Source organism: Nocardia sp. NPDC050175 (assembly GCF_044459885.1).
Taxonomy (GTDB): domain Bacteria; phylum Actinomycetota; class Actinomycetes; order Mycobacteriales; family Mycobacteriaceae; genus Nocardia.
Map to the genome: position 1 here is coordinate 158,058 of NZ_JBITJI010000016.1, position 26,634 is coordinate 184,691.

Genomic DNA, 26,634 nt, shown 5'->3' on the forward strand with positions numbered 1-26,634 from the left:
CCACGCAGTCTCACAAGGGGCGCGACCTCAGCGAGTACCGCGCCTGGAGAGGAGGCGGAGCAAGGCATCGAGACCGGCGAGTACCACTGGCACTCGCGATTCTCGGACAGCTCATCGGCCCGGGTCGATAGTGGACAGCTCAGCCGGGGTACACACCGGCGACGAAGGCGCCCTTCGTCGTGTACGAGCGGATTGGTTGAAGCGTCGCGGTGTCGTAGGTGGTCAGCGAGGTGTCGAGGTTCGCCAGGTTGGCCATGAACGGATCCCAGGCGTTCTGTTTGGAGTGGTACCAGCCGGCGAGCGGGCTGAAGTAGATCAGTGGCGTGCCATCCGAGACGATCGATAGGTATGCGGTTCGGCCGTCCGGGGAGAACCCCGCGTAGACCGCCGCGCCGTCGGTCGCGAAGCGGTTCAGCTCCGCGCCGGTCCGGGCGTCGAGGATGATCACTTCGTCGGAGCCGTAGTTGCACACCCACAACTGGGTGCCGTCCGGGGTCAGGGTCGCCGAGATCGGTTCCGCCCAGACGTTCGGGAATATTACGGTATTGCGTACCGTCCAGGTACGGACGTCGATCATCGTGACACCAGACCAGAAGTTGATCGCGTACAGCGTCTCGCCGTCCGCGGACAGCGCGCCCCAGCCGGGGGCAGCCCCGTTGAGAAACAGCGGCGGGGCGATGACCGCACCGGTATAGGCGTCGTACTTCGTCAAGATCCCGGCCGCCGACATGACGTAAATTTCTGAGCCGTCCGGAGATACCTCGATGTGCGCAGGACCGGGCGGGAACACGACCGGTAGCGTCCGCACGACCTCCAGGGTATGGGTGTCGATCACCTGCACCATCGACAGCGCGGTGGGGACGAACAGATAGCGGGCGTCCCGCGACAGGATGATGGTCGCGTATGGCGCACCGAGCGTCGGGATCCGTTGGACGACTTGGCCGCTCGGCATGTCGATCACCGTGACACTCCAGGTCAACGGGTTGACCGGGCCGAAGTTGCCGACGAACATGCGCGAGCCGTCGGGCAGGGCCTTGATGACCATGGGATGGTCCCCGACGTGCGGTACTTCCTGCTGTACCGCCGAGGTGGCGGGGTCGATCCGCAGCACCGACCCCGTGCCGTAGTTCGGTATCCAGATCGGTCCGTCCGGACCGCTGGTCGAACCCGATATCGATGGATTCGCCAGTGCGGCACCGGAGGTCAGGAATACGAAGGTCGCGCAGGTCGCGATGAGGACTATCGCGCGTCGAAAGGACCTGGCTGAACGTCTACGGATGTGCTTGAACAACAAAAGAACTCACTCTGCGTTAGCCGACATGTGTTGAATCGGGCCGAGGTGGACAGCGGCGTTGCACTTCTCCCCCGTGACGAACCACAGGTGGAGTCCGGTCGGGCGGTCTTCCGACCGGATGTGCAGGGACTGATCAGCCGTGATGGGCGCGTTGTACTCGATAATCGCGCGATACGGCTCGACCAGAAGTTCGGCACGGCCGGGCAGGAACTGCTCGACGGCCTGCCAGTACATGGCGTTGTTCATGTGCAGCAGCAGATCGATATCCGCCTCCCGGATCTGGTACGCCAGATCGCGCGCCGACGGCGCCGCAGGCATCCGGTCGAGCATCGGGGCCCAGCGCAGTCGGTGCTCGTCGGTACTGGCGCTCAGGTGCTCGAAGCCGGCCTCGCTGATTCGTGCTGTCGTGCCTGCCTTTTCGTCGACGTTGATCCAGAACGCCTCGGTCTCGACCAACCCGCCCGCATCGCTGGTGAGGCGAACCCGCATGTTCGCCCATCGGGTCGAGACACCAGAACACCAGCGGCGCAACGAGACATGGTCGGGCCACCGGATCGGCTCGATCACGTCGATCACCGTGCGTCGCACGATCCACGCCGGATCGGAGTCGACGAAGCCGCTGGCGTTCAGGTCTTCCCACGCGATGTCCTGCAGATACCGGGCGATGCCGTCGAGCCGGAGCCTGCCGTTACGATCGACGTCACCGGCGCGTACCGGCCAGCGCGTCGCGTAGCCCGCATTCTCGGACGGTGGATCCGGCAACATGCCGACGGGCTTTGTCATCTGACCTCGCTCTGTAGGTGGGTGCGGTGACGTGCGGCGACGCTAATTCAGCAGGGGGAGCCAGAGGGGAACGCCGGGACCGACCTTCGTCGGAATCGGGTCTCCGACAATGCGATCCGTGCGGGGATCGAAGACGATCACCTGCCCCGGGGTGAGTCCGACGCCCATGGTGACCAGGTTGCCGAACAAGAGCGGGTCCAGCAGCGGGCCCGGGTAGGCGTTCGTCGACGGTCCGACATCGGAAATGTAGCCGCGGGTTCCGTCTTCGCTGAACATCACCGCGGTCGACGCGCCGGTGGTCGGAATGCGTCCGATCACTTCGTCTTTCGCGGTATCGATGATCATCACGTCTTTGCCGCCGAACACCGTGACATACAACTTGCTGCCGTCCGGAGTGAGCGTCGAGACGAACGCCCCGGGATTGCCCGGGTAGTAGTTGCCGTCCGCACTGGTGTGGATCAGCTTGGTGACACGCCAGTTCCGCAGATCTATGACGCTGACCGTATTGATCGAGTTGGCATAGAGTTTGGCGCCGTCTCTGCTGAAGGTGTACCAGAACGTGCCGATGCCACCGAGGATCAACGGCGGCCGGACGACCGCGCCGGTGCTCGGATCGATGGCTTCGATCATGCCGCTGTTCATGAAACCGACGTAGAGCAGGCCGTCCGGCCCCTGGATGGCGCCCGCCGGAATGTCGGGAAAGCGTCCGGTTGCCAGATCCGGGAAACGGAAGCGTCGCACAATCGTATCGGTGGCAACGTCGAGCACCTCGATCACAAAGCCCACTTCGGGCACGAAGATCTCTTTTCCATCGTGCGACGCGAAGATGCCCAGCGGCGGACTCTCGACCGGAATGGACCTGGTGGTGTTCGACGGCCGGTCGATAGTGGTGACACTCGGGGGCGTGAACCCGAAGTTGTCGACATAGACCTTCTTGCCATCCTGGGTCGCCGCCAAGACGCCGGGTTTGGTCGCCGGTCCCGTCGGTATCCGCTGCTTGACGGTATTGGTCGCGGTGTCGATCACAGCGACGGTGTTGTTCTGCACCTCGGGCAGGTACAGCTCACCCGCTGGTCCCTGTGGCGGTGCGGTGTGGTCCTCTGGCGGCGCGGGATGGGCGGTGCCTGCTGCGACACACAGCGCCAGCATCGCCGAGATGCCAAGACGGGCAAGAGTTTTCATACAGCCTTGCTCCTAGATATTGGTGCTGGTCGGGATCGTGCTCGGCAGCAGATAGGTGTATGGCTCGCGCTGCGAGTTACGGTCGTTGATCGTGGCCTCGGCGTCGCGTAGTGCCGCGCGAAACCGATCCAACGGGCCACCGGGACCGGCGATCCGGGGATCGTTGATCGCGTTCGCGAAAGGAAAGGTGTTCGTGCGGTAGTCGCCGAGCGGCCGGTAGTGGACGCTGCCGAGAACATCGAAAAGATAGAGCTGGGCAATCGAGGTCAGCAGCGAGGGCAACATTCGAATCCAGTCGGATTCGGTATGCCCGGCCGGGTCGGACGGCGCGGGTGCAGCGGTCATGCCGCTGTAGAACGGCATGTACTCGATGAAGTCTTTCTGCGGGAAGTTGACCGCGGCGTGCTGAGCGCTGGCAAGGAAGACGATCATTGTCACGACCTCGACCAGCTGATCGACGCTGTCGATTCGCCGGAAACCTCTGACCTTTCCCACCTGAGCGATCTCGTCAGCCCACGCGACCAGTTCGAAATCATCGCGCACATCGCCGTCGGCCCCGTAGTAGGTGCGCACATAGCTGTCCGCCCACTCATGGATGACATCCCAGATCAACAAGGCGTCGTCTCGGTACGGGAACGGCAGGTGAGCGTCATCGACGCCGCGCTCGGCAAACTCACGATGCGGCATTTCCGCGTAGAAGTCCCAGCTCAAACGAGCCCGGCCGGCGCTGGCAATAGTGTCCTCGAGCACGGGCGCGAGAATCAGATCGCCGGTGAGCTCCGGGGCCAAGATGAGATAAGTGGCGAATTTATTGATGTACAGCAGGCCCTCGAAGTGCGGCGTCAACAGGACGCTCAGTGGATGGTTGGCGGCCAGCTGCCGACGGGTGGCCACACAGAACGCCTCGGTCACCAGGTGGGTCCGTCCCAGGTGCGAGTGCATTTCGTGGTGGTTGAAATCCGCGGTCTGCAGCACCGTTTTCGCCATCTGCCAGCCCCAATAGCGGTCGGCATCACCGGCGTCCGGGCGCAGGAACAGGACATGTTTCGCGGGGTCCTGACCGCATTGGATCGCTACCGGTTCCAGCTCTCCGCCACCGATCGGGACGGCGAAGGCCGCCATCGGCGCGGTGTTGTACCCCGGTCCGGTGAGCAATTTGTACGTCGCGGACTCCGATGCGGCCGAGCCGAGCACCGCGTAGTCGACCAGGTACAGCCGCCCCTGCGAGATCGCCGCACTCAGGCTGTCGCCGGATCCCATCACCGACTGGTAGCCCTTGTTGTCGAGCGGAAAATTCGCGGGCACGGCGCCGCGCACCTGCCGCAACGCCATCGGATTCGGCCCCGCGACCCGCATCCGCGCGAAAACCATGTCGTCGTGGAGGCGGTCGGCGATTTCCGGCACCGGGATGGTGGCGTACAAATTCCGGTATCGCTCCACCCCGTCCACGGTGCCGAAGTTTCCTAAACCGGGGCTGCTGAACATCTTTCGCAGCGTCGTGAACAGATCGTCACGAATCTGATCGAGGGTGCGGAGTACGGTCTGCACCGTCTCGGTGAGCAGGTACTCGCCCGCGCGCGCCGGCGGATCGAGCGGATAGGCCACCGGGCTTTCCAGGACCGGGGCCACGATGCGGACAACATTGTCGACCGTAGCCTTCAGGCCGAACAGTTGATCCACCAACGGCTGCAGCATGTCACCGATCAGATGGTCGAAATGCCTGGTCAGCGCTAGCGCGATGTTGGAGATGACCTGGTAGTGCTCGTCGATCACCAGCACGAACCATTCGAGAGTCGGGTTGTCCTCGATCGATAGGGATGCGGCCATCGGAACGCCGTGCACGAAGTTGGCGTCTTCGGTCCATACGTACTTCGATTGCAGGCGGCCGAGTTCGGATGCACGGCCTGCCGGATCCACCTCATGTTGCGGCAGTAAGGGATTCACCGATCCTGGGCCCGCCGGATCGCCGAACGGCAACGGCAGGTTGAACAGTGGAGCAGCGTTCGCTGGCGACCCCAGGGTAGCCGCCACAGGTACTCCGGCGACCAGCGCCGATGCCATGAAGAATTTCCTGCGATCCATCGTCGACCTGGATGCGCCCTGTCGATTTGTCGAAGGTTGGTCGAATCGGTCAGGGCCGCCCGAACCCTCATTCAGCAACATTGCAGCAACGTTAACTATGGAGGTTTCATCGGCCAAGTTTCTGTGAAATGAATCACTTTCGCTTTTGTGAGATGTAACAAGCAGGCGGAGTCTGGCGATGGCGGAATTGGTCAGTTGACCTGCATCTATATTGAAGGTCGAACCTATAGCAATTAATTCGATCCGATGGAGTACGGTGAATCAACCGGCACATCGCATTCGATTCGGATTTTCCGTAGATGCAATTCTCTACCATCAATAGCAATCTTTTAGCTATTTAATGTGAGAACCCCTCGCAACCCTTCTGTCGCGTCATCCGGCAAGTCCAGGCATCGATATCTCCGCACGCTGGATCGCTCAGCGCACGTGCCAGCACGCGCGACCGCAGCACACGGCGTCGCTCAGCTCTCCTACGACGAGTGCGTGAACCTGGTGCTCACTGCGCTCGCCGGCGGCATGGACACCGCACAAAGCCAACTCGCACAAGGCATTCGGCTGTTCGCCGACCATCCCGGCCAGTGGGCACGACTGCGCGACCGGCCGGAACTGGCCGGACCCGATCAGCTGCGGTCGAAGGCGATCAGCAGTTCGATTGCGGTGTTGCCGATGCTCGCCAGCGGGTTATTGCTGATCGGCGGCTGGATGCTGTAGTCGGCCGGCTCGACCGGAATCTCGGCCTTGAACGCCAACCTCGCACCGACCTGTGTCGTCTCGAACGTAAAGCTCACGTCGCGGGTGACGCCGTGAATCGTGAACTGACCAGCAGCCGGGACGCTGGAGACGGAGCCGGATGCCGGAACCGACGGGAAGACAATCGGCGAGGTCAGCACGAACGTCGCAGTCGGGAACTTCGCCGTCTCGAGCATCTCGTTGTAGGCCGAGTCGTGCATGCAGTTGCAGACCGCGGTTTGCATATTGACCACGATGCGCCCGGAAGTGATTGCCAGGCCATCGATCTGAATGGTCCCGGACACGTCATTGGTCCGGCCGACGACGCGGGTCGTCTGGCCAAGCAGCGTGTCGTCGGTGGCCCAGCGCGCGTCCGTGCCGGAACCGACGGTCCACGAGCCTGCGATCGGGCTACTGGGTGGCAGAGGTTCACCGGTCACCGATACCGGCGAGGCCACGGAAGGTCCGGGCGGCGGGGATGCTGTCGGCGCTCCCAGTACGGGTTGCGGCTCCGACGATAGCGGCGTAGGCACCGTCGGCATCTCGAGGGCGGCGGCCGACGTGAGTTCGGCGGGCATCGTGGTCGCCTTGGGCGGCCCGCCGGTCGAGCTCGCCAGGTCACTGAAGCTCAGTTCCTTGGGATTGTTCGAGCTCACCATCCGGAGATAGGCGAAGGGCCCGGCTACGCCGAGCGCGACCACCACCAGCGCAGCAATAATCCAAACGATCGGCCTGCGCAACACAGATCGGACCGTTCCAGACGATTTCCCTGATTCCATCGGACTATCTCCTCATCCGGCTTACAACGCGACGCAGAACGTTCCATCGATTTTCAGTTGAAGGATCCGAGAAATCGCTCGTCCACGGATACCCGGAATAGACCGCGATCCGGTTCGACGTAACTGTTGCGCATAAATGGCGTTTTGACCAGAACGTCGCTGAACTCGGCGAACTGCCATCGCAACCGCTGGAGTTGACCACCATGCACGGCGGGCGAAATGTCGCAATTCGCGCCCTGTTTCAGCGTTGAACGAGCTCGTAGGAGGTACTTCGACCGCCGGAGTTCGATCGTCGCAGGACGCCGAGCCCGACGAGTTCGTTGATATCCCGAAGGGCGGAGTCTTGTGAGCACTTCGTGATGATCGACCATTCGCGGCTGGTGAGCTTGCCGTGGAATCCGTCAAGGAGGCGGTTGAGCATGGCGATCTGGCGGGTATTCATGGAAGTCTGGCCCCGATCTCGCCAGAACCTGGTCTTCGCCAGGACTGTGTCCACTGTGTCGTCAGCGTGGGCGATCGAGCGTTCCATCGCGGCGAGGAACCACAGCAGCCATGCGGTCACGTCGAGCGTGCCCTTCTGGGTGCGCTCCAGAATCGTGTAGTAGGCGTTGCGATCTCGTTGAATTTGCGCTGAAAGACTATAGAAGCGAAGCGAACTGCGGTCAGCACGCGCCAACCAAAAGTCGCCGAGCGCGCGGGCGAGACGCCCGTTGCCGTCATCGAAGGGGTGCACGGTCACAAACCACAGGTGTGCCAGGCCAGCTTTCACGATCGGCAGCTCGGGTCCATCGCGATTGAACCAACCCAGGAACCGCCGCATTTCGGTGTCGAGTAACGCGGCTGGTGGTGCTTCGAAATGCACACGCTGTCTGCCGTAACCCCCGGAGATCACTTCCATCGGACCGGTGGCATCGGTACGCCGCCCGCCGACGCGCACACGTGAGATGCCGGAATGCCCGGTCGGAAAGAGTCCGGCATGCCAGCCGAAAAGCCGGTCGGCAGTCATCGGCTGATCATGATGAACCGTTGCATCGAGCACCATTTGCACCACCCCGTCCACATTCTGGTCGGCGGGAGCGAGTGCACCGATCTCCACGCCGAGGTGGCGGGCGATCGACGAACGAACCGATGCGACATCGAGCAGCTCACCCACCTCGGGCGAGAAGCTCCTCGGGGCCACCCGGCCACCGTTCAGCAATCCACTCAGGTCGGCGCGATCTCCCCGGAGCCCCACCGAAGCAGAAGATGCAAGCATATCAATGATTCCGATTGGAAAAGAACTACAGAGAAGCTACTATCCAGCTACTCAACATGAAGTGATGTGCACAACAAGCGGCGGACGATGTGTCTGCCGGAACAAGGCGGTGGTTTCCGATGGCCGACAGCCGATCGCTGATGCGGAGCTGGTGGCACGATCGGGCCGGTTACGACTGGTTGGTCGACGTGCTCGAAATCCATTCGGCCCTGCGCTATGTCAAGGCGATGATCGGCGCGGGCGGTGCGGTGATGTGCCTGGTCACCGCGGTGTCCATGATCTCGAATATCGGGCCGCGCAATGCGTTCTTCGCGATCGGTTGCTGGCTGATCGTCGGGCTCACCGCGCTGTGGGCCCTGCGCTGGTGGCTGTTGCCCTGGCCGAGACGAGCGGAAGCGCTGTTGTGGTGTGCCGGAGCCGATCTCGCCATCACCTTCGGTGCGCTGGCCGCCGAGCACCGCGTCTACGGCGCCCTCGTATCGACGCTGATGGTGGTCGTCGGCATGTTCGTGATCTTCCACGGGCCGCTGATCCTCGGCCTGCACATCTGCTGGTCATTGGCGTCGGGCGGCTTGCTCGTCGTGCTGCTGGTGGCCGACGACCCCGTGCACACCGGCGCCGCGGCCGGCGACGTCCGGCTCGCGATAGCGATCATGTTGATCCTGGTGGCGCTCAACGTGGTCGGGCTGCCCACCGTCCAGTTCTGTCACTGGCTGTGGCGTCAGCACGCGCTACTCGACCCGTTGACCATGCTGCTGAACCGGCGCGGACTCGATTACCACCTGTCCTACGTATTCCGCCCGAACACAACGGAATACGCCTATATAGCCTCACTGGATCTCGATCGATTCAAAGACGTGAACGATACTTTCGGCCACTCGTTCGGCGACGAGGTCCTGGCGCGGGTGGCCGACCGATTACGTTCGGCCGCCGATCCGGACGCGGTCGTCGCACGCACCGGCGGTGAGGAATTCGTGGTCCTCGGCCGCCGCCGCGACGAACCGGTCGCCGCGATCGCCGAGCGACTTCGCGGCGCCATCGAAACCATGCCAGAGCTGCCGGTCCTCGTCACCGCCAGCGTCGGCGCGGCCCTGTGCCCCCTCACCGACCTGCGTGATCCGGCAATCATGCGACGCATCCTGCACCGCTGCGACACCGCGATGTATGAAGCAAAACGCGAGGGCGGCAACATCGTGGTGATCGCGGAGCTGGAGACCACTGACCACACCGACCACGACACCCGACATCACTTCTGCCTCAGGACAATAGGCCGCTCTTAGGCGTAAGTCCTGCCCCGGTTGCCCGCGGCGGTGAACGCGAGTGTGGTGGCGCGTTCGCGCGTTCGGTGGACGAGACCGGTTGGACGACAGCACTTCCCGACGCGCACTCGGGCCGATGACCGCGCGTCTACCAATTGACGCGACGAGACCCCCGCTGTTCGTGTCGGACTCGTATCAGTCACGACAGCGGCGGCAAGAGCTCCGCTACCTGCATCCGGTCGGCGTCGAAGTGTGCCGCGATTTCCCGGCCGCGCGCATCGATGATGCTGATCGTGTCGTTTCCTGTGAAGGACACACGTGTCGGACATCGCTCACCTTCGTGCGCGATCCACACCATCGACAGTCGGATCGCACCCGGTGCGATCGAGGGAACTCCTCGGCGTGATCGAGTACTGATCGCGCTCACGCCCCACCGAATGAATGCGGTCGCGAGTGTCTGAGGCATCGCCCGCACTTCGACGAGGTACTGCCCTGGTTGCCTGGCACACCACGACAGCGCCTTGAAATGATCGTGGTCATGACGACACGATCTGTTGGCATCGTTGGATTGGGCCGGATGGGATTGACCCTTGCCACCGGGTTCGCCAGAGCGCTCGAGCCGGATTGCCTGTTCGCGGCAGGCCGCTCGGAGGCCAGCATCGCGCGAGTCCATGAGGCAGTGCCATCCATCACGGTCGTGCCATTGGCCGAGCTGCCCAACCGAACTGCGCTCATCGTGCTCTGCGTGCGCAACACCCACCTCCCCGCCGTGTTGGACGACATCCGGCCTCGGTTGACCGACCAACACGTCCTGGTCACGATCAACAATGGGCTACCACTGCAGGCCTTGGCCGACAGCGTCCCCGGACCTGTCGCCAAGCTGATCCCCAGCGTCGGCAACGAAATCGGCACCGGCGCAACGCTGTTCACGCCGGGGCCCGGCCTCGGCGAACAAGCCGTCGACGAAATGATCACCCTGCTGCGTCGATTCTCCCGACCATTCCTGATCACCGAAGACCAGGGACGCGCGGCCACCGACCTTGCTTCGTGCGGCCCAGCTCTACTGGCCAACACCGCGCGATCGATGGTCTGCGCACAGCTCGAGCGGACCACGCAACTATCGCCCGATCTGGCCGAACAGCTGATCGCCCAGAGCATCAACACCGTGAGCCAGTTGCTGGCACTGGGCGTGCACTTGGACGAGATCATCGATCGGGTCGCCGTACCAGGCGGCAACACCGCGGCCGCTGTCGAGGCCAGCCACGACGACCTGACAGCAGCATGGCGAGCCGCTTTTCAGGCGACCACCGACAACGAGCGTGCCAAGACTCTGCCATCGCTGTGACTTCCCGCAGTCAATCATCTGACACTCTCAGCGGCCAACCGCGAACACCCGACAATCAGCGTAAGTCGTTCTGTATCGCACTCATCCATGCTGACTTCAGTCGGAACGAGTGAGCGATAATGGCTCCCCTGGGCGCGCGTTCCGAGCGGACAGTGGCCGGCCCCGGACCGGTCGGCCATCGATGCCGCTGGAACGTCCGCCTCTGCCGTTGCGACACGATGTCACACGATGCGAGTGAACTCGCAGATAGGAGGGCCGAACTTGGTTTCGGCTGTGTGAGTTCCGGGTGCGTGCTCGATGCCCGGCCCCGCTCTGACGTGAGTTGCTGGTAACGGCAGGGTGCGAAGCTCAGGAACGCCGAAGGGTTTCCGTTCCATCCGGAGACCACGGGCCAGGGGCAGGCCGGACGGGTGAATCGCGTGAACCTTCGTTGATGTCTCGTAATGCGGACCCTGCTCGATGGATAGCAGTTGGCAGGGGGCAGGGACCAGCCGTTGAAAGGCGGCAGGCGCCGGTCGAGGACGGCACTCGACCGGGAGAGCACCGCCGTCCCCGGGATATAGAAGGCACCCTGCCCGGTCGTATCTCGCGCGTGTGGAACGTGGTAACCCCGACGGGGTCCAGGCATCGAAAGTTGGTGTCGGGTAGGCCGACCGTGAGGAAAGCTGAACTCCCCGAGCGGGATTGGGATGGCTCGAGAAGCGAATGCCGGTGGCCGAAAGGCAACGGGAAACCACGATCGCAATGACTGGCCCCTCCGCCAGATGATCGTGGATAACCGACCGGATACCGGACCAGATGTGTCCGGGCCCGAAAGGGAGCTGACGCGGGCCAGGTGAGCTCGTGGTGGAAGACGGTGGTCAAGACGCTGGAACCGACGGACAAGTTAGACGCCGGAGCGGCGAGAGCCGTGAAGGTGAACGGACCAGAGGGCAACGTCTTCGTCTGTGTCACTGAAGGATTGGGGCACGGTGAGGACATGTACGGCGACGACGGCTCCTGACCGCTGCGAGCTTGCTTGAGCCGGATGCATAGTAATGTGCACGTCCGGTTCTGAGGGGGGCCGGGCGCAGTAATGCGCCCGGCCTACCCGGCAACGCAGGATGCTGAAATATCACGTGGCTGCGGTCATGTGGTCGGTGAGGATGCAGTTGGGGGCCAGTGCTATTGATGATCCGTATACCTCGGGAAGATCTCGGTCGCCGGCGTCTTTTGGGTGGCCGCCCACGACGCCAGGAGCGCTAAATTGTCAGCGGTCGGCGTGCCCACGGATGCGGTGTAGACGGTGAGGTGCAGGCCGGGTTCCGCAGGCAGTTCCAGGGACTCGACATCCAAGTCGAGCCGACCCACGACCGGATGGCGCACCCGCTTACGTCCGGACCGGTGCAGCCGCACGTCCCGAGATGCCCACCGCTGCCGGAATACCTCACTGCGCGTTGACAGTTCACCGATCAACGCGATCAGCTCCTCATCGTGCGGATTGTGGCCGGCTTCCATGCGCAGCTTCGCGGCCACATCACCGGCAATCCGGTCGTAGTCGACAAAGAATTCTCTGGCCGCCTCGGGAGCCAGATAGACGAATCGTGCTGTGTTCGCGGGCCGTCGCGGTTCCGCCAGAATCGGTGAAAACAGCGCGCGGGCGAGGTGATTGATGGCGAGCACATCATAACGCCCGTTACAGACCCAGGCCGGCGCATCGGAGATGGCGTCGAGCACCTGCTGCAGCGTCGAGCGCACCGGCACGGAATGCCTGCGCCGACGTGCACCGCTGAGCGCCCCAGATCGGCGCGCGAGGTGAATCAGGTGATCGCGCTCGGCCTCGTCGAGTTGCAAAGCAGAGGCCAACGCGTCGAGTACGCCATCGGAGGCGCCAGCGAGGCTACCGCGCTCCAAGCGCACGTAATAGTCGACTGATACCCCCGCCAGGAGCGCTACCTCCTCGCGACGGAGCCCTTTGACCCGACGATTGCCGCCGTAAGCGGGCAGGCCCGCCTGTTCGGGTGTGATACGGGCGCGACGCGAGCTGAGAAACTCCCGGATGTCGGTGCGCAGATCCATCGTGGCCATCCCTCCACCGTAAGCCCGTCCCGGGACCCGAGGGAGGCACTGCGGGTACCCCGATAACTGCGCCGAGACCCGACTCGGAGGTGTTCACGAGGGCCGTCATCCGCTGGTCAAAGCCTCGCGCCGACGCCTAGGGGGTGCCCGAGGCGGTCGTCGCGATGCCGCCATCTACCGCGATGATGGTGCCCGTGAGGTAGGACCCGGCCCGGCTAGCGAGAAACACTGCGCTACCGGCCATGTCGTCGTCGCGGCCGAGCCGACGCAGCGGGGTCGCCGCCGTGATCGTGTCACCGATGACATCGAGCGCGGACGCCATCATGTGCGACGGGAACACTCCCGGCGCTACCGCGTTCACTGTGATGTGCTGTGGCCCCAGCTCTCTGGCAAGCACTCTGGTGAGTTGATGAAGCGCCGCTTTGCTGCTGGCGTACGAGTAGTTGGGTGACTCGGCGACGTGGATTGCGGCGATACTCCCGATGTTGATGATCCGCGCGGGATCATCGGCGGTGCCCGCCCGGCGAAGTGCGGGCAGCAGCGCCTGCACCAGCCAGAACGGCGACTTGAGGTTGAGATCGATCACCGCGTCCCATGCCTCGTCCGGGAACGTCTCCAGCGGCTCGCGCCACATCGCTCCCGCGTTGTTGACGAGGATGTCCAGGCGTTCCGAGTTGGTCTCGACCAGATCAGCGAGGCGCTGACACTCGTCGTGCCTGGACAGGTCGGCGGGGATTGCTTGAACGTCGCCGAACTCGGACAGTAGATGCTGCGCCTCCGCGCACGTGTCCGCATTGCGTGAGCTGATGACGACGCGGGCGCCCGCCTGGAGAAGCCCGCGCGCGATCATCATCCCAATGCCTCTGGTGCCGCCAGTGACAAGGGCGTACTTCCCACTGAGATCGAAACGTTCTGTGTGAGTGGTGAATTGGCTGTCCGCCATTGGTCTCCGTCTTTTCTGTCGTGAAAGAATGCGCCGATCGGCTATATCGTTCAGGGCGCCTACTCAACGAGATTGGCAGACGTTTCCAACCTCTGGCAGACCCTGGTGGTACAGGTACTGCCAGAGCCGCCCTTGCCTGGTGCGCTGGCTCACGCTGCGACAATCGACCCCGACAAAGCCCGGTGATGACCGGCCCGTAGTGGCTGACCGCGCAACGGCTCAAAAGTCCGATAATGCCGCTGGGCGCGCGTTCGACGGGCGAGACCGGGTGCGGCTCAGAACATCCCCGATTGCCGATGGTCTCAATAGGTCAGCACAACACTTGATTCTCGCGACGAATCGGGGATGTGGTGTGGATGACCAGGACGGCGTTGTCGGAAGCCAAGTCGATGAAGTCTGGCGCAGGTGGCGTTCAGGCCAGGCGGTGAAGGTGCTGCGCCAGGCATCTCTCGACGAGGCGTGATCTGCTCAAACGCTGTGGCGGGGGTGCGGTCGGTGCCTCGCCGTCGCGGTGAGTTGCGACTGAGTTTGTTTGAGCGCGAGGAGATCTCGCGTGGAATCGCTGGGGGTGAGTCACTGCGGCGCCTGTATCCGGTGAATGTCTGCTCGCGGTGCTCAAAAGGGGATACTGTCCAGGCGGAAATAATCTCCTTGCCCTGCCGTAATTCCGCGATCGACCGAGCTCGCCCGAATGGAAGGTAGAGGAACTGTGACATCTCACCGCATGCTCACCGCGACACTGGCGGTGGTGGCCCTTGCCCTGATCAGCCCCGCTGCTGCACACGGCCAGGAGGACAACACAGCACGGAATAAAGCATTCACCACGTGTCTCGAAAAGGAGGTCACGGGCGCTCAGGAACAAATGGGACTGAACGACAAAGAACTGAAGACTTTCATCAGGATCATCAACACACAATTCGCCAGAAACCCTCCCAAGAATTTTACCGAAGAAGAACAGGCGAAGAATTTTTCGGAAATCGAGGACGACGCGCGCATGGCCCTCCCCCAGCTGAAGGGCGAGAAGATCGGAGAGATGGTGCAAACTCTCAAAGCGAAGGCGAGGCACTGCGTCCCCGCCACATCGAAGGGCTGAAGTCCGGCGCGACCTCGCGCCAGGATCGAAACCAGGCGCGGGCCGCCTGGGACGACTCACCGCCGACAGCCACAGCTGCCGTTCCGATCCGGCGTAGTCGAACGCGGCCGTTGGACAGCCAGACACCGGTCACGCTGTCCGACGGCCGCGGGCAGTCCGTCGTTCCTGATCCTCCGGAGGGTGGCATCGCGAAGTCGTCCGAACCCGCTGTAATGGCACTCGTGGCGCGCGTTGGTCAGCAGTCCAGAATGGTTGGCCTGGCACAGCTTCCCAACGCGCGCACATGCCGATTATGTGGCGTTCACGACGAGTGCAGTCAGAACTGCGCGCACTGGGTCACCACATCAATGATCAACGGGGACAGCATCTTTTCGGCGCTGTGGGAGCAAGAGACAAAGTCCCAGTCGGCACCGACGTCGGCCCGCAGCTTGCTCATGTCCGGAGTTTCAGCCGCTCGGCGAGCCGTCCCGGTTCAAGAGAAGTCCAGTACCACCCGCCCACGCAGACCACCGGCTTCCACCATGCGATGGGCTCTGGCCGCCTCGGTGGCGGGCAACACGTCGGCGACATGCAACGTCAGGGTGCCGTCCTCGGCTTGGTGGCGCAGCGTGTTCAGTGCCTCGGTGTCGGTGATGCCGTCGGTCACCATCACCGGACACACGCGCACGCCGCGCTCGGCCGGGCCGGGCCAGCCTCGCAGTTCGGCCAGTGTTCCACCATCGGCGATGGCGGGCACTGCTTCGATGGTCTGCATCGAGCCGTCCACCAAGCCGGTAACCCCATCGGGTGCCAGCGCGCGAATGCGGGCGGCGACGTCGCGGCCGCGCTCGACGATGTGGTCGGCGCCGAACCGGCGGACCCGATCGATGTCGTGCGGGGCGGCGTCCGCGATGACGGTCAGTCCGTCGGCCTTGGCCAGCTCGACCGCGTATCCGCCGACCGCGCCTGCCGCACCGGTCACGGCGACAGTTCCGCCGGGCGGTATGGCCAGCGCGTCCAGAGCGAGGCGTGCGGTCATCGCGTTCATCAGCAGGGTCGACGCGGCGGGAAAGCCGAACCCGTCCGGCGCCGGCACCACCGAGGCAGCGGGTACCACGACCTGCTCGGCGTATGCGCCGCCGTGCGGACCGGTGAACAACACCATGGCGAGCACCCGCTGGCCCACCGCGAGCCGGCCGTCAGCCCCGGGACCGAGTTGGTCGATCACACCTGCGGCATCCATACCGGGCACGAACGGGGGCCGCTGATCGGGCATCCGGACGGCGTGGCCGCCGGTCCGCAGCAGAACATCGGTGGGATTCACCGCGGCCGCGTGCACGCGGATGCGGACCTCACCCGGGCCCGCTTGCGGTTCAGGCAGTTCCAGCACGCGCAGCACGTCCGGATCGCCGAAATCGTGGAAACCAACAGCTTTCACACCGCAGTGCAACCGTCCTTCGCTGGCATGACATTCCCTCGCAGCGACGCCGGTCAATCAACCGCAGGCCCGGTCACTTCCGACTGGTTCAGCAATGACCGCTTACCGAGCGAGGCCCTAGGCACGGGTCGGGGCCGAACGCCCGGCAATATCGCGCCCTCGCCTGCTGGACCGGTGAGATCCGCTGCGGGGCTGCACATCCGATATGCCGCATGCCGCGCTCATCGAACCGGTCACGACTCACCAGCTGCCCAGCGAGACTCGCTGTGGCTCAGGACATCCGGTATTAGCCGATGTGCGGATGGTCGGCGAGTCGTCCGGCCTGACGACCGAAGGTAGAGCGGCCAGGCCGCAGGCCGCGAACGCAAAGTAACGCCGAGCGGCTCGGTTGACCGAATACTGGTCAAACGCGCGAGTCGAGCGGCTGAGCCTAAGCTCGCGCCAGCACGAGAGTTGAGTGTGCCGTCGCGGCAAGGTGTCTGCTGGCAGGTGCCGGTGCGGTTCACCGAGAGTCGCGGGCTGTGGCATGTCGCGCAGTCGCAGGCGGGAATGGTAGCGGCCGCAGGCCGAGCGGGAACGGAGCGATGATGACAGTTGACGACGGGCGTGGGCGAGAGGTGCTCGAAAGCGGTTTCCGCATACTCCGCGCGCTGCCGGATGCGGACGAGCGCCGCCAAATGTCGAGCCTCGCCGAACTCACCTCGATCCCCCGCTCGACCGTCCACCGCCTGCTACACCAACTACACCGCAACAAAGCAGTCGACATCCGTCCCGACGGCCGATGGACAGTCTCGCCGCACCTACTCGAAATCACCGGACACGCACAGCCACTCGCGACTCACCGCACCGACCTCAACCGAATCATCCAGACACTGCGGGATCAGACCGGCGCCACCGTCTCCCTCGTCGTCCCGACCCGGACCTCGCTCGTGGCAATCGAAATGATCCCCGGCCGCGAGGCCCTGCCCATCGACGCCTACACAGGCATCGAAATGCCCGACCTCACCGCCGCAGCACTGGTCCTCGACCCGAAACGCCAACAGCCACACCGCCTCCGGCCGTTCGACGCCGCCGTGGACGACCAGGACCTACTGGAGGGACTCACCTGTTACGCACGGCGACTGACCTTGCCCCACGGACAGCGAGCCGCACTGCAGATCGCGACTTCCACACGGGTACAGGCGGAAAACTTCGCCGCACACGTCCAGCGAGCAGCCAACATGATCGAAGAACTCACCGCACGCAGTACCCGCACCGGCGAAACCTCCAGTGGCCGCTGAGTGGACACTTTGTGGCACGCCCGCAGCCGCCTGCACACGATACAGCTGTGAACCATTCGAAGATCGCCCTGATCACCGGGGCAAGCCGAGGCTTCGGCCGCAGCATGACAACCCACCTGACCCAAGCCGGGATATCGGTCATCGGCACGTACCACCGCGACGCCGACGAGGCGATGAAGTTGACGGCCGAGGTCGAGGGAAACGGCGGCAAGCTCACTTTTCTACATTTCGACGCCGCGCGCCACGACCTGATTCCTGACTTCGTACAGAGTGTTTCGGGCGTGCTGTCCGACTGGGGCTCCCATCGGCTCGACTATTTGATCAACAACGCAGGCATCGGATACTTCACGCCGTTCGCTGCGACGACCGAGGAGCAATTCGACGAGCTGGTGGCGGTGAACCTGAAAGCGCCCTACTTCCTCACCCAGCGCCTTCTGCCGCTACTCAATGACGGAGGCCGCATCTTGAACCTGTCCACCGCGCTGACAAAACGCGTCGTCCCCACCGGATCCGCCTACGCGGCAACCAAAGGGGCGGTGGAGGTGCTGACCAGATATCTGGCGGTCGAACTGGCCGATCGCGGAATCCGCGTGAACACCCTCCAGGGAGGCGCCACCGACGGTGATTTCGGCGGCGGCATCATGCGCACGGAGCACGTACGGGAACTGGCCGTCAAAACCATCGCACTCGGCAGGATGGGAACCGCGAACGACCTCGCGGCAGCCGTGCCTGCCCTGCTCTCCGCCGAATTCGGCTGGGCGACCGGAAGTCTGATCGAGCTCAACGGCGGCCAGAGTCTCTAACGCGCCGTGCGCCGCGGACCGCTGATGGCCGCCGTCGCGTCATCCGGGGTCGTGGCCTCGTGCGCGCAAACGTCCTCTCATCAGCGTAAGACGTTCTGCGCCGCGCCCACCTAGGCTGACTTTAGCTAGTACTAGTGAGCGGTAATGCCGCGGAGCGCGCGTTAGACGGCCGTCCAGATCTGTTGATCGACAAACCCAACGCGCGCCCACGCCAGCTAGCCAGTCCACCATTCCGGTCCACCCCCGACAAGAAGCTAGCTAGGGCCCTGAGTTCACGCCATTTTGACCAGCTGGATGCCAGACACCTAACGCCACTCGAACCCCAACCCGCAACCATCGATGCAGGTCAGCCGGGCAATCAACCCCTCTGAGATAATCGATTAAAAAAGCCGCAGGTCCCTGACCTGCGGCTTTTCTATGAGTGGGCCTAACGCCTCAGAACCCGAACACCCTGACGGTTGAAGGGCCAGAGATCCAGATCAGGCCGGTAGGTATCCGCCGCACAGCCTCAAGTGGTGATCGCTGATGGCGACCAACAACCGGAATCACCGGACGAATCAGCAGAACCGGGCGCTGTGTATACAGCGTGCTTGTGTGACTATGGTCTGCCTCGGTGCGGCTTACGCCTCCTACCGGCACGGCCGCGAGTTCGCACTACGGTTCGGTGCGGACGAGACGACGGCGGATATCTGGCCGCTGATTGTCGACGGCGTGATGCTGACGGCCACGGTGGAGCTGTGGCAGGCCAACAAGCATCGGTGCGCGGGTGGTCGATGGTCAGCGTGGCTGGCGTTCCTGTTCGGGATCACTCTGTCCCTGTGCGCCAACATATCCGCGGCACCCAGACTGAGTGTGTTCGCTATCGCCGTGGCCGCGTGCCCGCCGGTGGCACTACTGCTATCGGTGGAACTGCTCAACCGCGCGCTTAAACGGCACCGCGCCGAGACCGCCGACATCCAAGACGAGACCGCCGAGACCGAGCATCCACACCGTCTCGCAGTGATCTCTACGCAATCTCGGTGCGAAACAGGGCGGACAGCCGCACAGAAGATGTGGGCGCATTACCAGACCGAGCGAGCTAGGGGCCGCGCACCAACGGGTGCCGAGTTGGATCGTGTCGCCGGGACGAACAACTACGGGCGACGGGTCCTGCGATTGTGGCGTGCGGCAGGTGAGATCCCGGATGCGCAGACGTTCGCCCCACGTACTCCACGATTCGAATGACGTCAGGAATCCATTTCATCATTATCGAAAAGGTGCTGGTATCGGCTGGATTTCGGCGGCTGTTTCGCATTGTCGGGGATTGGTAGCACACCCGCTGCAGTAAGATCATCAATGCTGATCAGCGAACTGTCCATTACTTGCACCAAAAGAGCTTCCTGCTGCGGCTCAAGCGACACGCAAGCGCCAAGCACATTCAGTAGCTCCAGGAGTTCAGTGGTCATCGTAGAAGTCCATCTCTTCGCAGAGATTTCACAGAGCGGAGACCCTTGTACGCCAGACGGTTTTCTTTTTCGGTAACCAAACCAGTGTTTGAGGATCATCATACCGTTAACAGAATAGTTGAAGACTTCTGGGGATACCGGGGCAATGCGTCCACTGCCTACATGCAGTGTTTGAGTTTCATGATCGTACGCCAGTCGTTCGGGCATCTGATCCTCGATGTCAGGGATAGCCACAAGCACTTTCGGGGGATTCTTCGCCAGCTTTGGCGCTTGGGGCAGTCGCCCAGAACCCACGTCACTGCACCGCTCTCCATAGGTATGCAGCCACAATACTTGCTTTCCGAGCGCAATTGCCTTATGCCACAAGCGCGCATCTCGGGTGAGTGGCATCCGAACCCCTGGGACTTTTAGCTCTTTTGCGAACCTCCGAACAAAACCAGGATGCGCACTAATCGCAGCGAAATATGCGACAAGATCGAGCGCCGCGATATCAGATAAAATCTCCCTTGAGAGGAACGAGAGCAGTCCAGGGGAAATATTTGCAACCGTGCCCTTTACGTTTCGAAAAAGCGGCCTGACTCGACCACCGCCGAAGCCAGAATGGTAGTCCATATCTGGAATCAGTGCCGTAAACAGCAAGGCTGGACCATTGGCGATTGGATGCGCATGCTCTACAATATAGATCTGGCTTTCCGAATTTGTCGACCAAAGTGTCGGACTCGGTCTGTGATGTAGTCGCGCATCAGGAATCACCCACTTCCGGTCAAATGCCCGGTACGCTATTCGTCGCGGTTCAGGACAATTTCCGTCCTCCATTGAAATTGGCCCTGCATGCTGGACCATTCCTGCAACCTGCGCGATATTCGAGTTAATCTTAGTGCTTTCCGTCTCCTTGAGAAGGACGGCCTTATCGCGCATCGCGGCGTTTACTAGCTGCGTCCATCGCGAGCGGAGCGTGTCCAGTTCCGGAGCGTAGACCCACGTGCGATTAGGTTTAATGCCAGGCACCGACCAGGGCATAAGATCGGTCATCGAAGGCATCGCATTCCAAGGGTCACGTACTTGCGGCCGAAAGGTATCACCCCAGCCGCCTGGGCAGTCCTGCCAGCTCGCATCGTCCACACGCAGGCTCTGAAGCGCTTTAACCTTATCGTTCACTGAGCCCGTTACTGCCGTGTAATGAATGTGCGCGCGCTCCCCCGGACGAGCATCACCTCGCCGGATGAAGATCGCGATACAGATAGGCTGCTGGTTCCCGCGAAAGAATCTCGTGTTCATCGGTGGTTGATGCCCCTCCGGCGTCAAGTCGATGATCCATCCCTCGTCAGTCGTCCGTCGGAGGTATTCGCGGAATCCTACGAAACCTCGTCCTGTAGTGAAGCCAGCCGAGCAAACGAATGCCACGACGCCAGCAGGATGAGCAGGATGGGCGTCGAAAACCTTCCATGTTGCCCATCGCCAAAAATAGACGTATAAGTTCGAGAGGACAAACTCAAGCCCTCCATTTCCTGGTTTCCGGAATGCGGATAAACTCGGTGAACTGCTTGTCGAGTCAGCTGTTTCGATCCATGCCGCCGATCCTTTCGCTTTATCGCGGTACGGCGGATTTCCGATGACCACCATGACGGGCTCCTCCCGCTTGACGTGATTAGCACCCCGTCTGGATCTTTCAATTGCTTCGTACATACGCCCGATGGGCAATATTTGCAGATCGGGGTCGTCGAGAGCGTTCGCTAAGAATCGGCGTTCTTCCGCAGGAACATCCGCCCGGTGACGCTTGCGGAGCAATGTGTGAATACGAAGTTCAGCAACAGCGTACGGCGCAGCTTGGTTTTCAAATCCGATTATCCTGTTGGACAGTTCACGAAGGTGTGATGGGACGGCGCCATCTCCCTCTTCGCGCCCGATTGTTGAAGCAACTATATTCACTATCTCGGCAAGGAAGCTGCCCGTCCCCATCGCAGGGTCAACAACAATGACGTCCCGCTCGGCGAAACCTAGGTTGCGATTCATACGAATTTGGAGAAGATTGTCGACAAATCTTGCCATAAAAGAAACCAGGTCCGACGGCGTATAATAGACGCCGCTCTTTCTGCGAAGCGCGGGGTCGTACTTTGTTAGGAAATTCTCATATAGCATTGCGTAAGAATTATCAGGGAAGGCCGACCAATCTACAGCACTGAGAACCCTAACCATAGTTGTCAACGCGACACTGTGTTCTTCCTCCGGTTGATCGGTCAGTACCGTTAACGCGCGCCCCATCAAGGAATGCTTTTTTCCGAGCAATCGAGCGATCTCAGATATTGACCGTCCCTGAAAGCTAATACCGTCTACCCTTGCCAGAAGCAACGCAAAGGTCACTGTCTGTGAGTACTGATCAGCAAATGCAGCGTCAGACAGGTTGGGAAATAAGATCTGGCGCCAGTCCGTTGCCAGGCCACTAAATGTCTGGCTCAGTGACTCACCAGACTGTTCACGGGTAATTTCAGCTACAACATCTTCACGCAGGAGTCGACACAAGTTCGCAATCAGATTAACTAGTTCATCTAGCGTACGCGGCCGTTCGGGTTCCCATAGAAAGAAGTCGGTCAGGACTCGCTCGAAATCGCTCCCAACAGCTTGTAGGCGACTTCCTGCACTATCGAGCGGAGGGGACAAGCGGGCAACTTTGCCTTGAAGTTTTCCGAATCTATATCTCGCAAACTGCTCGCCATCACAATACAGCACATTTGGTAGATACTGCAGCTTCTCCCACTGAGAACGGTCGCGCCCGCTTGGATTTCGCCAAGTCGTAGGCACGCCATGACCAGGCCGCTTCAGCTCGACATAACCTACACGAGAACCTGCGACATCGACGGCATAGTCGGGCCGGATCGACAAATCCGGCAAACGAGTCTCACCGATAATGACGATTGAAAGACCGAGGCTTTTTGCCATATCCGCGAGCAGCTTCTCAAAGGGGGCCCGCAAGTGATCCTCAGGTGAGCCCTGCCTTGTTAGTAGCTTCCGAGTGACCGCTTTGCCGAATTTAGAAACAATCGAGTCGATGATGCCAGCGGCATTCAAGGCGCTTGCTGTTGACTTCTGTCCCATACCCACCACCCACTACTGCACGCTGGTAGTACCAAGATATAAGCTGCGTACGGTTGGCGCATGCAAACGTTAGGCTCCGGCGAATTATCCAAACCCCGAGTTCGGAAATATCAAACCTTCCCTGCTTGACATCAGGTATTAGCTGCCATTTTATAACCTCAGGTCCGTTTGAGGCGGCGAAGTTTCCGAACAGCGCCACCGCTCAGTCGCTTAGGACTTCCCCCGGTTTGGTTGACTGAACTCGGGGCCAGTCCCGAACGAACAATTACGGGCGCCGCGTGCTGCCGCGGTAGCGTGAGTCGGGGCAGACCACCGACGCCTGGCCTACCGCCCCGGTCGAGTTCGGTCGGCCCCGAACGCTCACGCATCGAGTCAACTGTTGGCACGATGAAGCTATGAGCGGTGGAGTTCTCAAAGACATGTGGTGCGGGGAGCCCGTCGCCTGGGCACGTGTCGGCGAGTCTGTCATCGGGCAGGAATGGACCGGGCAAGGCTACGTAGCTGTTACGGAGCGCCTGAGCCCGGCCGAAGCGGTGCGGAAGTACGGCCCGATCACAGAGGTGGAGCTGGGCCGCAACGGCGGCTTCAGATCGGTCACCTACGGGACCACGAAGTTCATCTGCCGATTCGTGGACCCACGGGGCACAGGGTTGTACGACGACGCCGTTGTCGTTATCGACGACCCCGCCAGGGAGAACCACGAATGTCCTGTCTGCGAAGTTCCGCCTGGCGCGCAATGCGTAGATAAGAAGGGACAGCCTCGTGGAACGCACCAGAAACGGTCACACGGGCGCAGCAGCTGGGATATTGAGCGGGCACAGAAAGTGGCCGAGCAGGCACAGGAAGCGGAGCGGATCGCCGGTGAGGAGGCCAAAGCCGCCGAGCTGCGGACACATGAGATGGCTAAGCCGCCCGTAGTCGGCGCAGTCATCGAGATCAAACGATGGAAGCCCGTCGAGCCCCCGTCGTGGGAACGTAGGCCCGATGTCCCCGACCGCGTTACCGTCGAGCGGACCTATTGCAATCGAACGGTTGACGGCACCTCCGAGAGCGGCGCGCACATGTTCTTGGCGCGCAACGAGTTCACCGGCGATTGGCACGAAATCTGTGGTCAGCCGACGTCTACGCGTTTGCCCTGCAGGAACGGCGGCGCTGGTGTGCGGTGCCAGGTTCGGCATAAGGCAGGGCTACACCTACGCGAAGATATGCCGTGGGTTTCAAGTACCGACTCCACATAAGATCGACTCATCGACGCCGGTCTATCCCTTAACAGAGATGAAGCCCCAAACCCGCTGTCAAGCAACCTGTTTGGGGCTTTCCGTCGGTCAATTCAGGCCGAGCGGTCGAACTCGCCGTCTTGGGCACCGGAAACGAACACATCCCACTCGCTGGGGGTGAAGACCAGGGCCGGACCGGTGGGGTTCTTGGAGTCCCGGACGCCGACGTGTCCCCCGTCCAGATGTGCGACCTCCACACAGTCTTGGTTTGATCCGCTGTGGCTGCTCTTGAACCACCGCGCCCGGGAGAAGTCAATGCTCACGTCCAAACTCCTTCACTAGCTCCCGGAGCTTCCTCCGGCTTGCCTGTTCATCCAGAGCGGCCCCACGGATGACTCTGTGTCCATCACCATACTGCTCAACGGCTTTGGGCCTGTCTTGGTAGAGCGCACCGGTGAAGCCCTCCACGTACACCACCGGCGGTTCAAGGGCGCGTCCCTTCGCGTCCGCTCCGAACGAAAGGATGGTGAAGGGACCGATCTGTGCACCAGTCGGATAGCCCGCATCGAACGGCAGTACGCGCAAATTCACATTCGGCAGCAGGCTGGCATCGACCAGCGCCTTGCACTGTTCCTCCATCACCTTCCGCGAGCCGACCACTTGCCGTAGCACGCACTCATGGAGCACAACGTCCAGTTGTACCGGTTCGACTGATCTGGTCACCAGCGACTGTCGCTTGAGACGCAGTTGAACGCGTCGTTCGATCTCTTCTGCGCTGTCGGTGCGCCGCCCGACAGCAATCGAGACTCGGACGTATTGGGGCGATTGCAGCAGACCAGGGACTAGTTCGGACTGGTAGATGGTCAACTGTTTCGCGGAATTTTCCAACCCGATGTAGACATCGAACTTCTCGGGAATCAGATCACCGTAGACGTGCCACCATTCAGGCAAACTTGCTTGCCGCGCAAGGCCGATCAGCCCGTCGACCTCGGACGGTTCAGCCTCGTAGATCCTGCACAGCTCTCGAACGTCAACGTCGCGAACCTTATCTACCTGGCCCTTCTCGAGCCTTTGCAGCATCGTGAAGCTCCATTGCATCAGCTCGGCCGCAACTTCGATTGTCAGCCCGACAGAGGTACGTAGCTCGCGTAGATGGCGACCGAGCTGCCTTCGAGGGACTGTTGATCCTGCCGCTTCTGTCATCTCTAGATGCCTCCGACCTGGGGCTACCTTCGCGATGAATATTTCCGGGATTCATCGTAGATACGATGCTGGGCTTTCGTGGTAATTGTGCTGAATATTCATGATACGTATGGCCCTGGACTTTCGGGAGTGGTGCACTGGGGTGTGCCCGGTAGGGGGCTTCACAACTCGGACAGAGCCGCCGCACCTTCCTGACCGTAGGGCCGGGCACCCCGATGTCCCCAAAGTCGATGTACGGAGGTGCTCGCGGTGGACACTCTTCCGCCAGACGCGCACGGCGTGTTGTCGAACTTGACGCCAGAGATTGCGCATCGAGTCATGCAGAACCACATTGATTGCTCGGTCACCACGTGTCCGCGCAAGCTCCAAGCCAAGACGCTCCTGATTCACACGGGCGCGATGCGGCCACAGTCCAACTCCCGCAACAGTTTTGGATACTAGCTATGGACGATCCAGACGAGATGGCCACGGCAAAAGTTGATATCAGAGTTCTCCAGGACGTGATCGATGCAGTCGACACACGCCTGCGCGCGCTCGAATGCGATGGGGTCAAGCTTCGTGCGCCCCGCTCTCTCGTATACGCCACCGTGATTTACGAAGTGATCGCCAGTGCGGCCAAATCATCTTGCGGCACAATGCGTTTGGTACGCGCACCGATTCTGGATTCCATCCTTGACGGCGTAGAGATTGCAGGCGGCGTAAATCTGTTCGACCGACTTCTCGAGATCACCGTCACGAACTGAACCGCCCCTACAGCTACGTGTTAACGAGCTGCGAGCAGCCGGTTTGGACAAGCGCCCAACACTGGAGGCAGGCGCCGCCTACGAAGAGGAACACGGAAATGTCGTATCCGACGTTCGCCCGAGCCTACGTACTGTCGATCATTGCAGACCACAGCGAGCCAGCTGGGCCAATCAGTGTTGCAGCCGCTCACGAACTCATGCAGTCCCATCGTGGATGCCGAATCATCTTCTGCTCTCGCAAGAGATTCGCATTCGACACCCTCGTACAGGCCGGAAAGTTGGTACCCGCCACCTACGTTCCCGGCGAACGATCTGCCCGCCAGGAGGCACGCCCATGACCGCGATCTGTTGGTCGATAGTCGCAATATGCGCCGTTGTCGGTGCGATCGTTGGCCTTATCCTCGCGTCCACACGGGTGCCGTCTAGTCCCCGCCATGCCAGCCGAGGGAACCGAACCGCGGATTCATCCGTGGTTCGGCAGGACGTGTGGCCGCGCGTGTGGACTCATACCGCACCAGCGACGGCGTTCACTATTCCTGAAGCGCACCGGGAAATGCAGCGTCACCGCAACTGTTGTACGGATCTATGCCCGCGTAAGGCAACGGCCTTGGCCGTGTTGATCGACGCCGGG

Annotated in this window: 22 protein-coding genes and 1 pseudogene; 11 read left to right on the forward strand and 12 right to left on the reverse strand. The window is 61.9% G+C overall.

Features of this window, described 5'->3' with window-relative positions; all coding sequences use genetic code 11:
- Nucleotides 1-139: 139 nt before the first annotated feature.
- Genes ACIBK2_RS39280 through ACIBK2_RS39295 form a run of 4 tightly spaced genes read right to left on the reverse strand, consistent with a single transcriptional unit; the run spans nucleotide 140 to nucleotide 5,320 of the window.
- On the reverse strand, nucleotides 140-1,294 hold the full coding sequence (locus tag ACIBK2_RS39280; RefSeq protein WP_396975200.1) for a hypothetical protein: 1,155 nt from the start codon (nucleotides 1,292-1,294) through the stop codon (nucleotides 140-142).
- Between the two features lie 6 nt (nucleotides 1,295-1,300).
- Nucleotides 1,301-2,077 carry an acyl-[acyl-carrier-protein] thioesterase gene (locus tag ACIBK2_RS39285; protein ID WP_396975202.1) on the reverse strand — a complete coding sequence of 259 codons (777 nt, stop codon included), beginning with the start codon at nucleotides 2,075-2,077 and terminating at the stop codon, nucleotides 1,301-1,303.
- Between the two features lie 42 nt (nucleotides 2,078-2,119).
- On the reverse strand, nucleotides 2,120-3,259 hold the full coding sequence (locus ACIBK2_RS39290; protein WP_396975204.1) for a YncE family protein: 1,140 nt from the start codon (nucleotides 3,257-3,259) through the stop codon (nucleotides 2,120-2,122).
- A gap of 12 nt (nucleotides 3,260-3,271) precedes the next feature.
- A complete protein-coding gene (locus tag ACIBK2_RS39295) occupies nucleotides 3,272-5,320 on the reverse strand; it encodes a lipoxygenase family protein (RefSeq protein WP_396975206.1) in 2,049 nt (682 codons plus the stop codon).
- A gap of 447 nt (nucleotides 5,321-5,767) precedes the next feature.
- On the opposite strand from ACIBK2_RS39295, the gene ACIBK2_RS39300 reads away from it, so the two are divergent.
- A complete protein-coding gene (locus ACIBK2_RS39300) occupies nucleotides 5,768-6,052 on the forward strand; it encodes a hypothetical protein (RefSeq protein WP_396975208.1) in 285 nt (94 codons plus the stop codon).
- On the opposite strand, the gene ACIBK2_RS39305 is transcribed toward ACIBK2_RS39300, so the two are convergent.
- A complete protein-coding gene (locus ACIBK2_RS39305) occupies nucleotides 5,962-6,849 on the reverse strand; it encodes a YceI family protein (protein ID WP_396975210.1) in 888 nt (295 codons plus the stop codon). The two genes, ACIBK2_RS39300 and ACIBK2_RS39305, sit on opposite strands and share 91 nt — an antisense overlap.
- 241 nt (nucleotides 6,850-7,090) lie before the next feature.
- Nucleotides 7,091-8,002 carry a Fic family protein gene (locus ACIBK2_RS39310; protein ID WP_396975212.1) on the reverse strand — a complete coding sequence of 304 codons (912 nt, stop codon included), beginning with the start codon at nucleotides 8,000-8,002 and terminating at the stop codon, nucleotides 7,091-7,093.
- Between the two features lie 221 nt (nucleotides 8,003-8,223).
- Between ACIBK2_RS39310 and ACIBK2_RS39315 the strand changes: the two genes are divergently transcribed.
- The 3 genes from ACIBK2_RS39315 to ACIBK2_RS39325 all read left to right on the forward strand — a co-directional run bounded on the left by ACIBK2_RS39315 (nucleotide 8,224) and on the right by ACIBK2_RS39325 (nucleotide 11,711).
- On the forward strand, nucleotides 8,224-9,384 hold the full coding sequence (locus ACIBK2_RS39315) for a diguanylate cyclase domain-containing protein (protein ID WP_396975213.1): 1,161 nt from the start codon (nucleotides 8,224-8,226) through the stop codon (nucleotides 9,382-9,384).
- Nucleotides 9,385-9,901: 517 nt separating this feature from the next.
- Entirely contained in the window at nucleotides 9,902-10,708 is an 807-nt protein-coding gene (locus tag ACIBK2_RS39320) for a pyrroline-5-carboxylate reductase family protein (protein WP_396975215.1), read from the forward strand.
- An 835-nt stretch (nucleotides 10,709-11,543) separates the two neighbouring features.
- On the forward strand, nucleotides 11,544-11,711 hold the full coding sequence (locus ACIBK2_RS39325) for a hypothetical protein (RefSeq protein ID WP_396975217.1): 168 nt from the start codon (nucleotides 11,544-11,546) through the stop codon (nucleotides 11,709-11,711).
- 161 nt (nucleotides 11,712-11,872) lie between these two features.
- On the opposite strand, the gene ACIBK2_RS39330 is transcribed toward ACIBK2_RS39325, so the two are convergent.
- Both ACIBK2_RS39330 and ACIBK2_RS39335 read right to left on the reverse strand, forming a co-directional pair.
- On the reverse strand, nucleotides 11,873-12,775 hold the full coding sequence (locus ACIBK2_RS39330; protein ID WP_396975219.1) for a helix-turn-helix transcriptional regulator: 903 nt from the start codon (nucleotides 12,773-12,775) through the stop codon (nucleotides 11,873-11,875).
- A 127-nt stretch (nucleotides 12,776-12,902) separates the two neighbouring features.
- Nucleotides 12,903-13,709 (reverse strand): SDR family oxidoreductase, encoded by an 807-nt coding sequence (locus ACIBK2_RS39335; RefSeq protein ID WP_396975221.1) that lies wholly within the window; start codon nucleotides 13,707-13,709, stop codon nucleotides 12,903-12,905.
- A 452-nt stretch (nucleotides 13,710-14,161) separates the two neighbouring features.
- Here ACIBK2_RS39335 and ACIBK2_RS39340 point away from each other — a divergent pair.
- Together ACIBK2_RS39340 and ACIBK2_RS39345 are read left to right on the forward strand one after the other, a co-directional pair.
- Nucleotides 14,162-14,224, forward strand: a pseudogene (locus ACIBK2_RS39340) (twin-arginine translocation signal domain-containing protein); the annotation flags it as partial.
- 209 nt (nucleotides 14,225-14,433) lie between these two features.
- The gene (locus tag ACIBK2_RS39345; RefSeq protein ID WP_396975223.1) at nucleotides 14,434-14,802 is read left to right on the forward strand and encodes a hypothetical protein; all 369 of its coding nucleotides are present in this window, start codon (nucleotides 14,434-14,436) and stop codon (nucleotides 14,800-14,802) included.
- Between the two features lie 472 nt (nucleotides 14,803-15,274).
- Here ACIBK2_RS39345 and ACIBK2_RS39350 read toward each other — a convergent pair whose 3' ends face one another.
- On the reverse strand, nucleotides 15,275-16,219 hold the full coding sequence (locus tag ACIBK2_RS39350; RefSeq protein WP_396975225.1) for an NADP-dependent oxidoreductase: 945 nt from the start codon (nucleotides 16,217-16,219) through the stop codon (nucleotides 15,275-15,277).
- 587 nt (nucleotides 16,220-16,806) lie between these two features.
- Between ACIBK2_RS39350 and ACIBK2_RS39355 the strand changes: the two genes are divergently transcribed.
- From ACIBK2_RS39355 to ACIBK2_RS39365, 3 genes are all read left to right on the forward strand, one after another.
- A complete protein-coding gene (locus tag ACIBK2_RS39355) occupies nucleotides 16,807-17,499 on the forward strand; it encodes a helix-turn-helix domain-containing protein (RefSeq protein ID WP_396975227.1) in 693 nt (230 codons plus the stop codon).
- Nucleotides 17,500-17,546: 47 nt separating this feature from the next.
- Nucleotides 17,547-18,302, forward strand: coding sequence for an SDR family NAD(P)-dependent oxidoreductase (locus tag ACIBK2_RS39360; protein ID WP_396975229.1), 756 nt, complete (start codon nucleotides 17,547-17,549; stop codon nucleotides 18,300-18,302).
- Between the two features lie 600 nt (nucleotides 18,303-18,902).
- The gene (locus ACIBK2_RS39365) at nucleotides 18,903-19,526 is read left to right on the forward strand and encodes a DUF2637 domain-containing protein (RefSeq protein ID WP_396975335.1); all 624 of its coding nucleotides are present in this window, start codon (nucleotides 18,903-18,905) and stop codon (nucleotides 19,524-19,526) included.
- A 2-nt stretch (nucleotides 19,527-19,528) separates the two neighbouring features.
- On the opposite strand, the gene ACIBK2_RS39370 is transcribed toward ACIBK2_RS39365, so the two are convergent.
- Nucleotides 19,529-22,840, reverse strand: a complete 3,312-nt coding sequence (locus ACIBK2_RS39370; protein WP_396975231.1) for a type ISP restriction/modification enzyme — start codon at nucleotides 22,838-22,840, stop codon at nucleotides 19,529-19,531.
- Between the two features lie 395 nt (nucleotides 22,841-23,235).
- On the opposite strand from ACIBK2_RS39370, the gene ACIBK2_RS39375 reads away from it, so the two are divergent.
- Entirely contained in the window at nucleotides 23,236-24,078 is an 843-nt protein-coding gene (locus ACIBK2_RS39375; RefSeq protein WP_396975232.1) for a hypothetical protein, read from the forward strand.
- Nucleotides 24,079-24,170: 92 nt separating this feature from the next.
- On the opposite strand, the gene ACIBK2_RS39380 is transcribed toward ACIBK2_RS39375, so the two are convergent.
- Nucleotides 24,171-24,380 carry a DUF397 domain-containing protein gene (locus ACIBK2_RS39380; protein WP_396975233.1) on the reverse strand — a complete coding sequence of 70 codons (210 nt, stop codon included), beginning with the start codon at nucleotides 24,378-24,380 and terminating at the stop codon, nucleotides 24,171-24,173.
- A complete protein-coding gene (locus ACIBK2_RS39385; protein ID WP_396975234.1) occupies nucleotides 24,370-25,260 on the reverse strand; it encodes a helix-turn-helix domain-containing protein in 891 nt (296 codons plus the stop codon). Before ACIBK2_RS39385 ends, ACIBK2_RS39380 begins: the two co-directional genes overlap by 11 nt.
- Before the next feature lie 443 nt (nucleotides 25,261-25,703).
- Between ACIBK2_RS39385 and ACIBK2_RS39390 the strand changes: the two genes are divergently transcribed.
- Entirely contained in the window at nucleotides 25,704-26,003 is a 300-nt protein-coding gene (locus ACIBK2_RS39390) for a hypothetical protein (protein WP_396975235.1), read from the forward strand.
- Nucleotides 26,004-26,634: the final 631 nt, after the last annotated feature.

Excerpts from the sequence above, each read along its gene's own strand:
- ACIBK2_RS39290 (WP_396975204.1), bottom strand. The coding sequence starts at position 3,259 with ATGAAAACTCTTGCCCGTCTTGGCATCTCGGCGATGCTGGCGCTGTGT.
- ACIBK2_RS39295 (WP_396975206.1), bottom strand. The coding sequence starts at position 5,320 with ATGGCATCGGCGCTGGTCGCCGGAGTACCTGTGGCGGCTACCCTGGGG.
- ACIBK2_RS39330 (WP_396975219.1), bottom strand. The coding sequence starts at position 12,775 with ATGGCCACGATGGATCTGCGCACCGACATCCGGGAGTTTCTCAGCTCG.
- ACIBK2_RS39285 (WP_396975202.1), bottom strand. The coding sequence starts at position 2,077 with ATGACAAAGCCCGTCGGCATGTTGCCGGATCCACCGTCCGAGAATGCG.
- ACIBK2_RS39305 (WP_396975210.1), bottom strand. The coding sequence starts at position 6,849 with ATGGAATCAGGGAAATCGTCTGGAACGGTCCGATCTGTGTTGCGCAGG.
- ACIBK2_RS39315 (WP_396975213.1), top strand. The coding sequence starts at position 8,224 with ATGGCCGACAGCCGATCGCTGATGCGGAGCTGGTGGCACGATCGGGCC.
- ACIBK2_RS39375 (WP_396975232.1), top strand. The coding sequence starts at position 23,236 with ATGAGCGGTGGAGTTCTCAAAGACATGTGGTGCGGGGAGCCCGTCGCC.
- ACIBK2_RS39365 (WP_396975335.1), top strand. The coding sequence starts at position 18,903 with ATGGTCTGCCTCGGTGCGGCTTACGCCTCCTACCGGCACGGCCGCGAG.
- ACIBK2_RS39345 (WP_396975223.1), top strand. The coding sequence starts at position 14,434 with ATGCTCACCGCGACACTGGCGGTGGTGGCCCTTGCCCTGATCAGCCCC.
- ACIBK2_RS39355 (WP_396975227.1), top strand. The coding sequence starts at position 16,807 with ATGACAGTTGACGACGGGCGTGGGCGAGAGGTGCTCGAAAGCGGTTTC.
- ACIBK2_RS39335 (WP_396975221.1), bottom strand. The coding sequence starts at position 13,709 with ATGGCGGACAGCCAATTCACCACTCACACAGAACGTTTCGATCTCAGT.
- ACIBK2_RS39390 (WP_396975235.1), top strand. The coding sequence starts at position 25,704 with ATGGACGATCCAGACGAGATGGCCACGGCAAAAGTTGATATCAGAGTT.
- ACIBK2_RS39385 (WP_396975234.1), bottom strand. The coding sequence starts at position 25,260 with ATGACAGAAGCGGCAGGATCAACAGTCCCTCGAAGGCAGCTCGGTCGC.
- ACIBK2_RS39370 (WP_396975231.1), bottom strand. The coding sequence starts at position 22,840 with ATGGGACAGAAGTCAACAGCAAGCGCCTTGAATGCCGCTGGCATCATC.
- ACIBK2_RS39320 (WP_396975215.1), top strand. The coding sequence starts at position 9,902 with ATGACGACACGATCTGTTGGCATCGTTGGATTGGGCCGGATGGGATTG.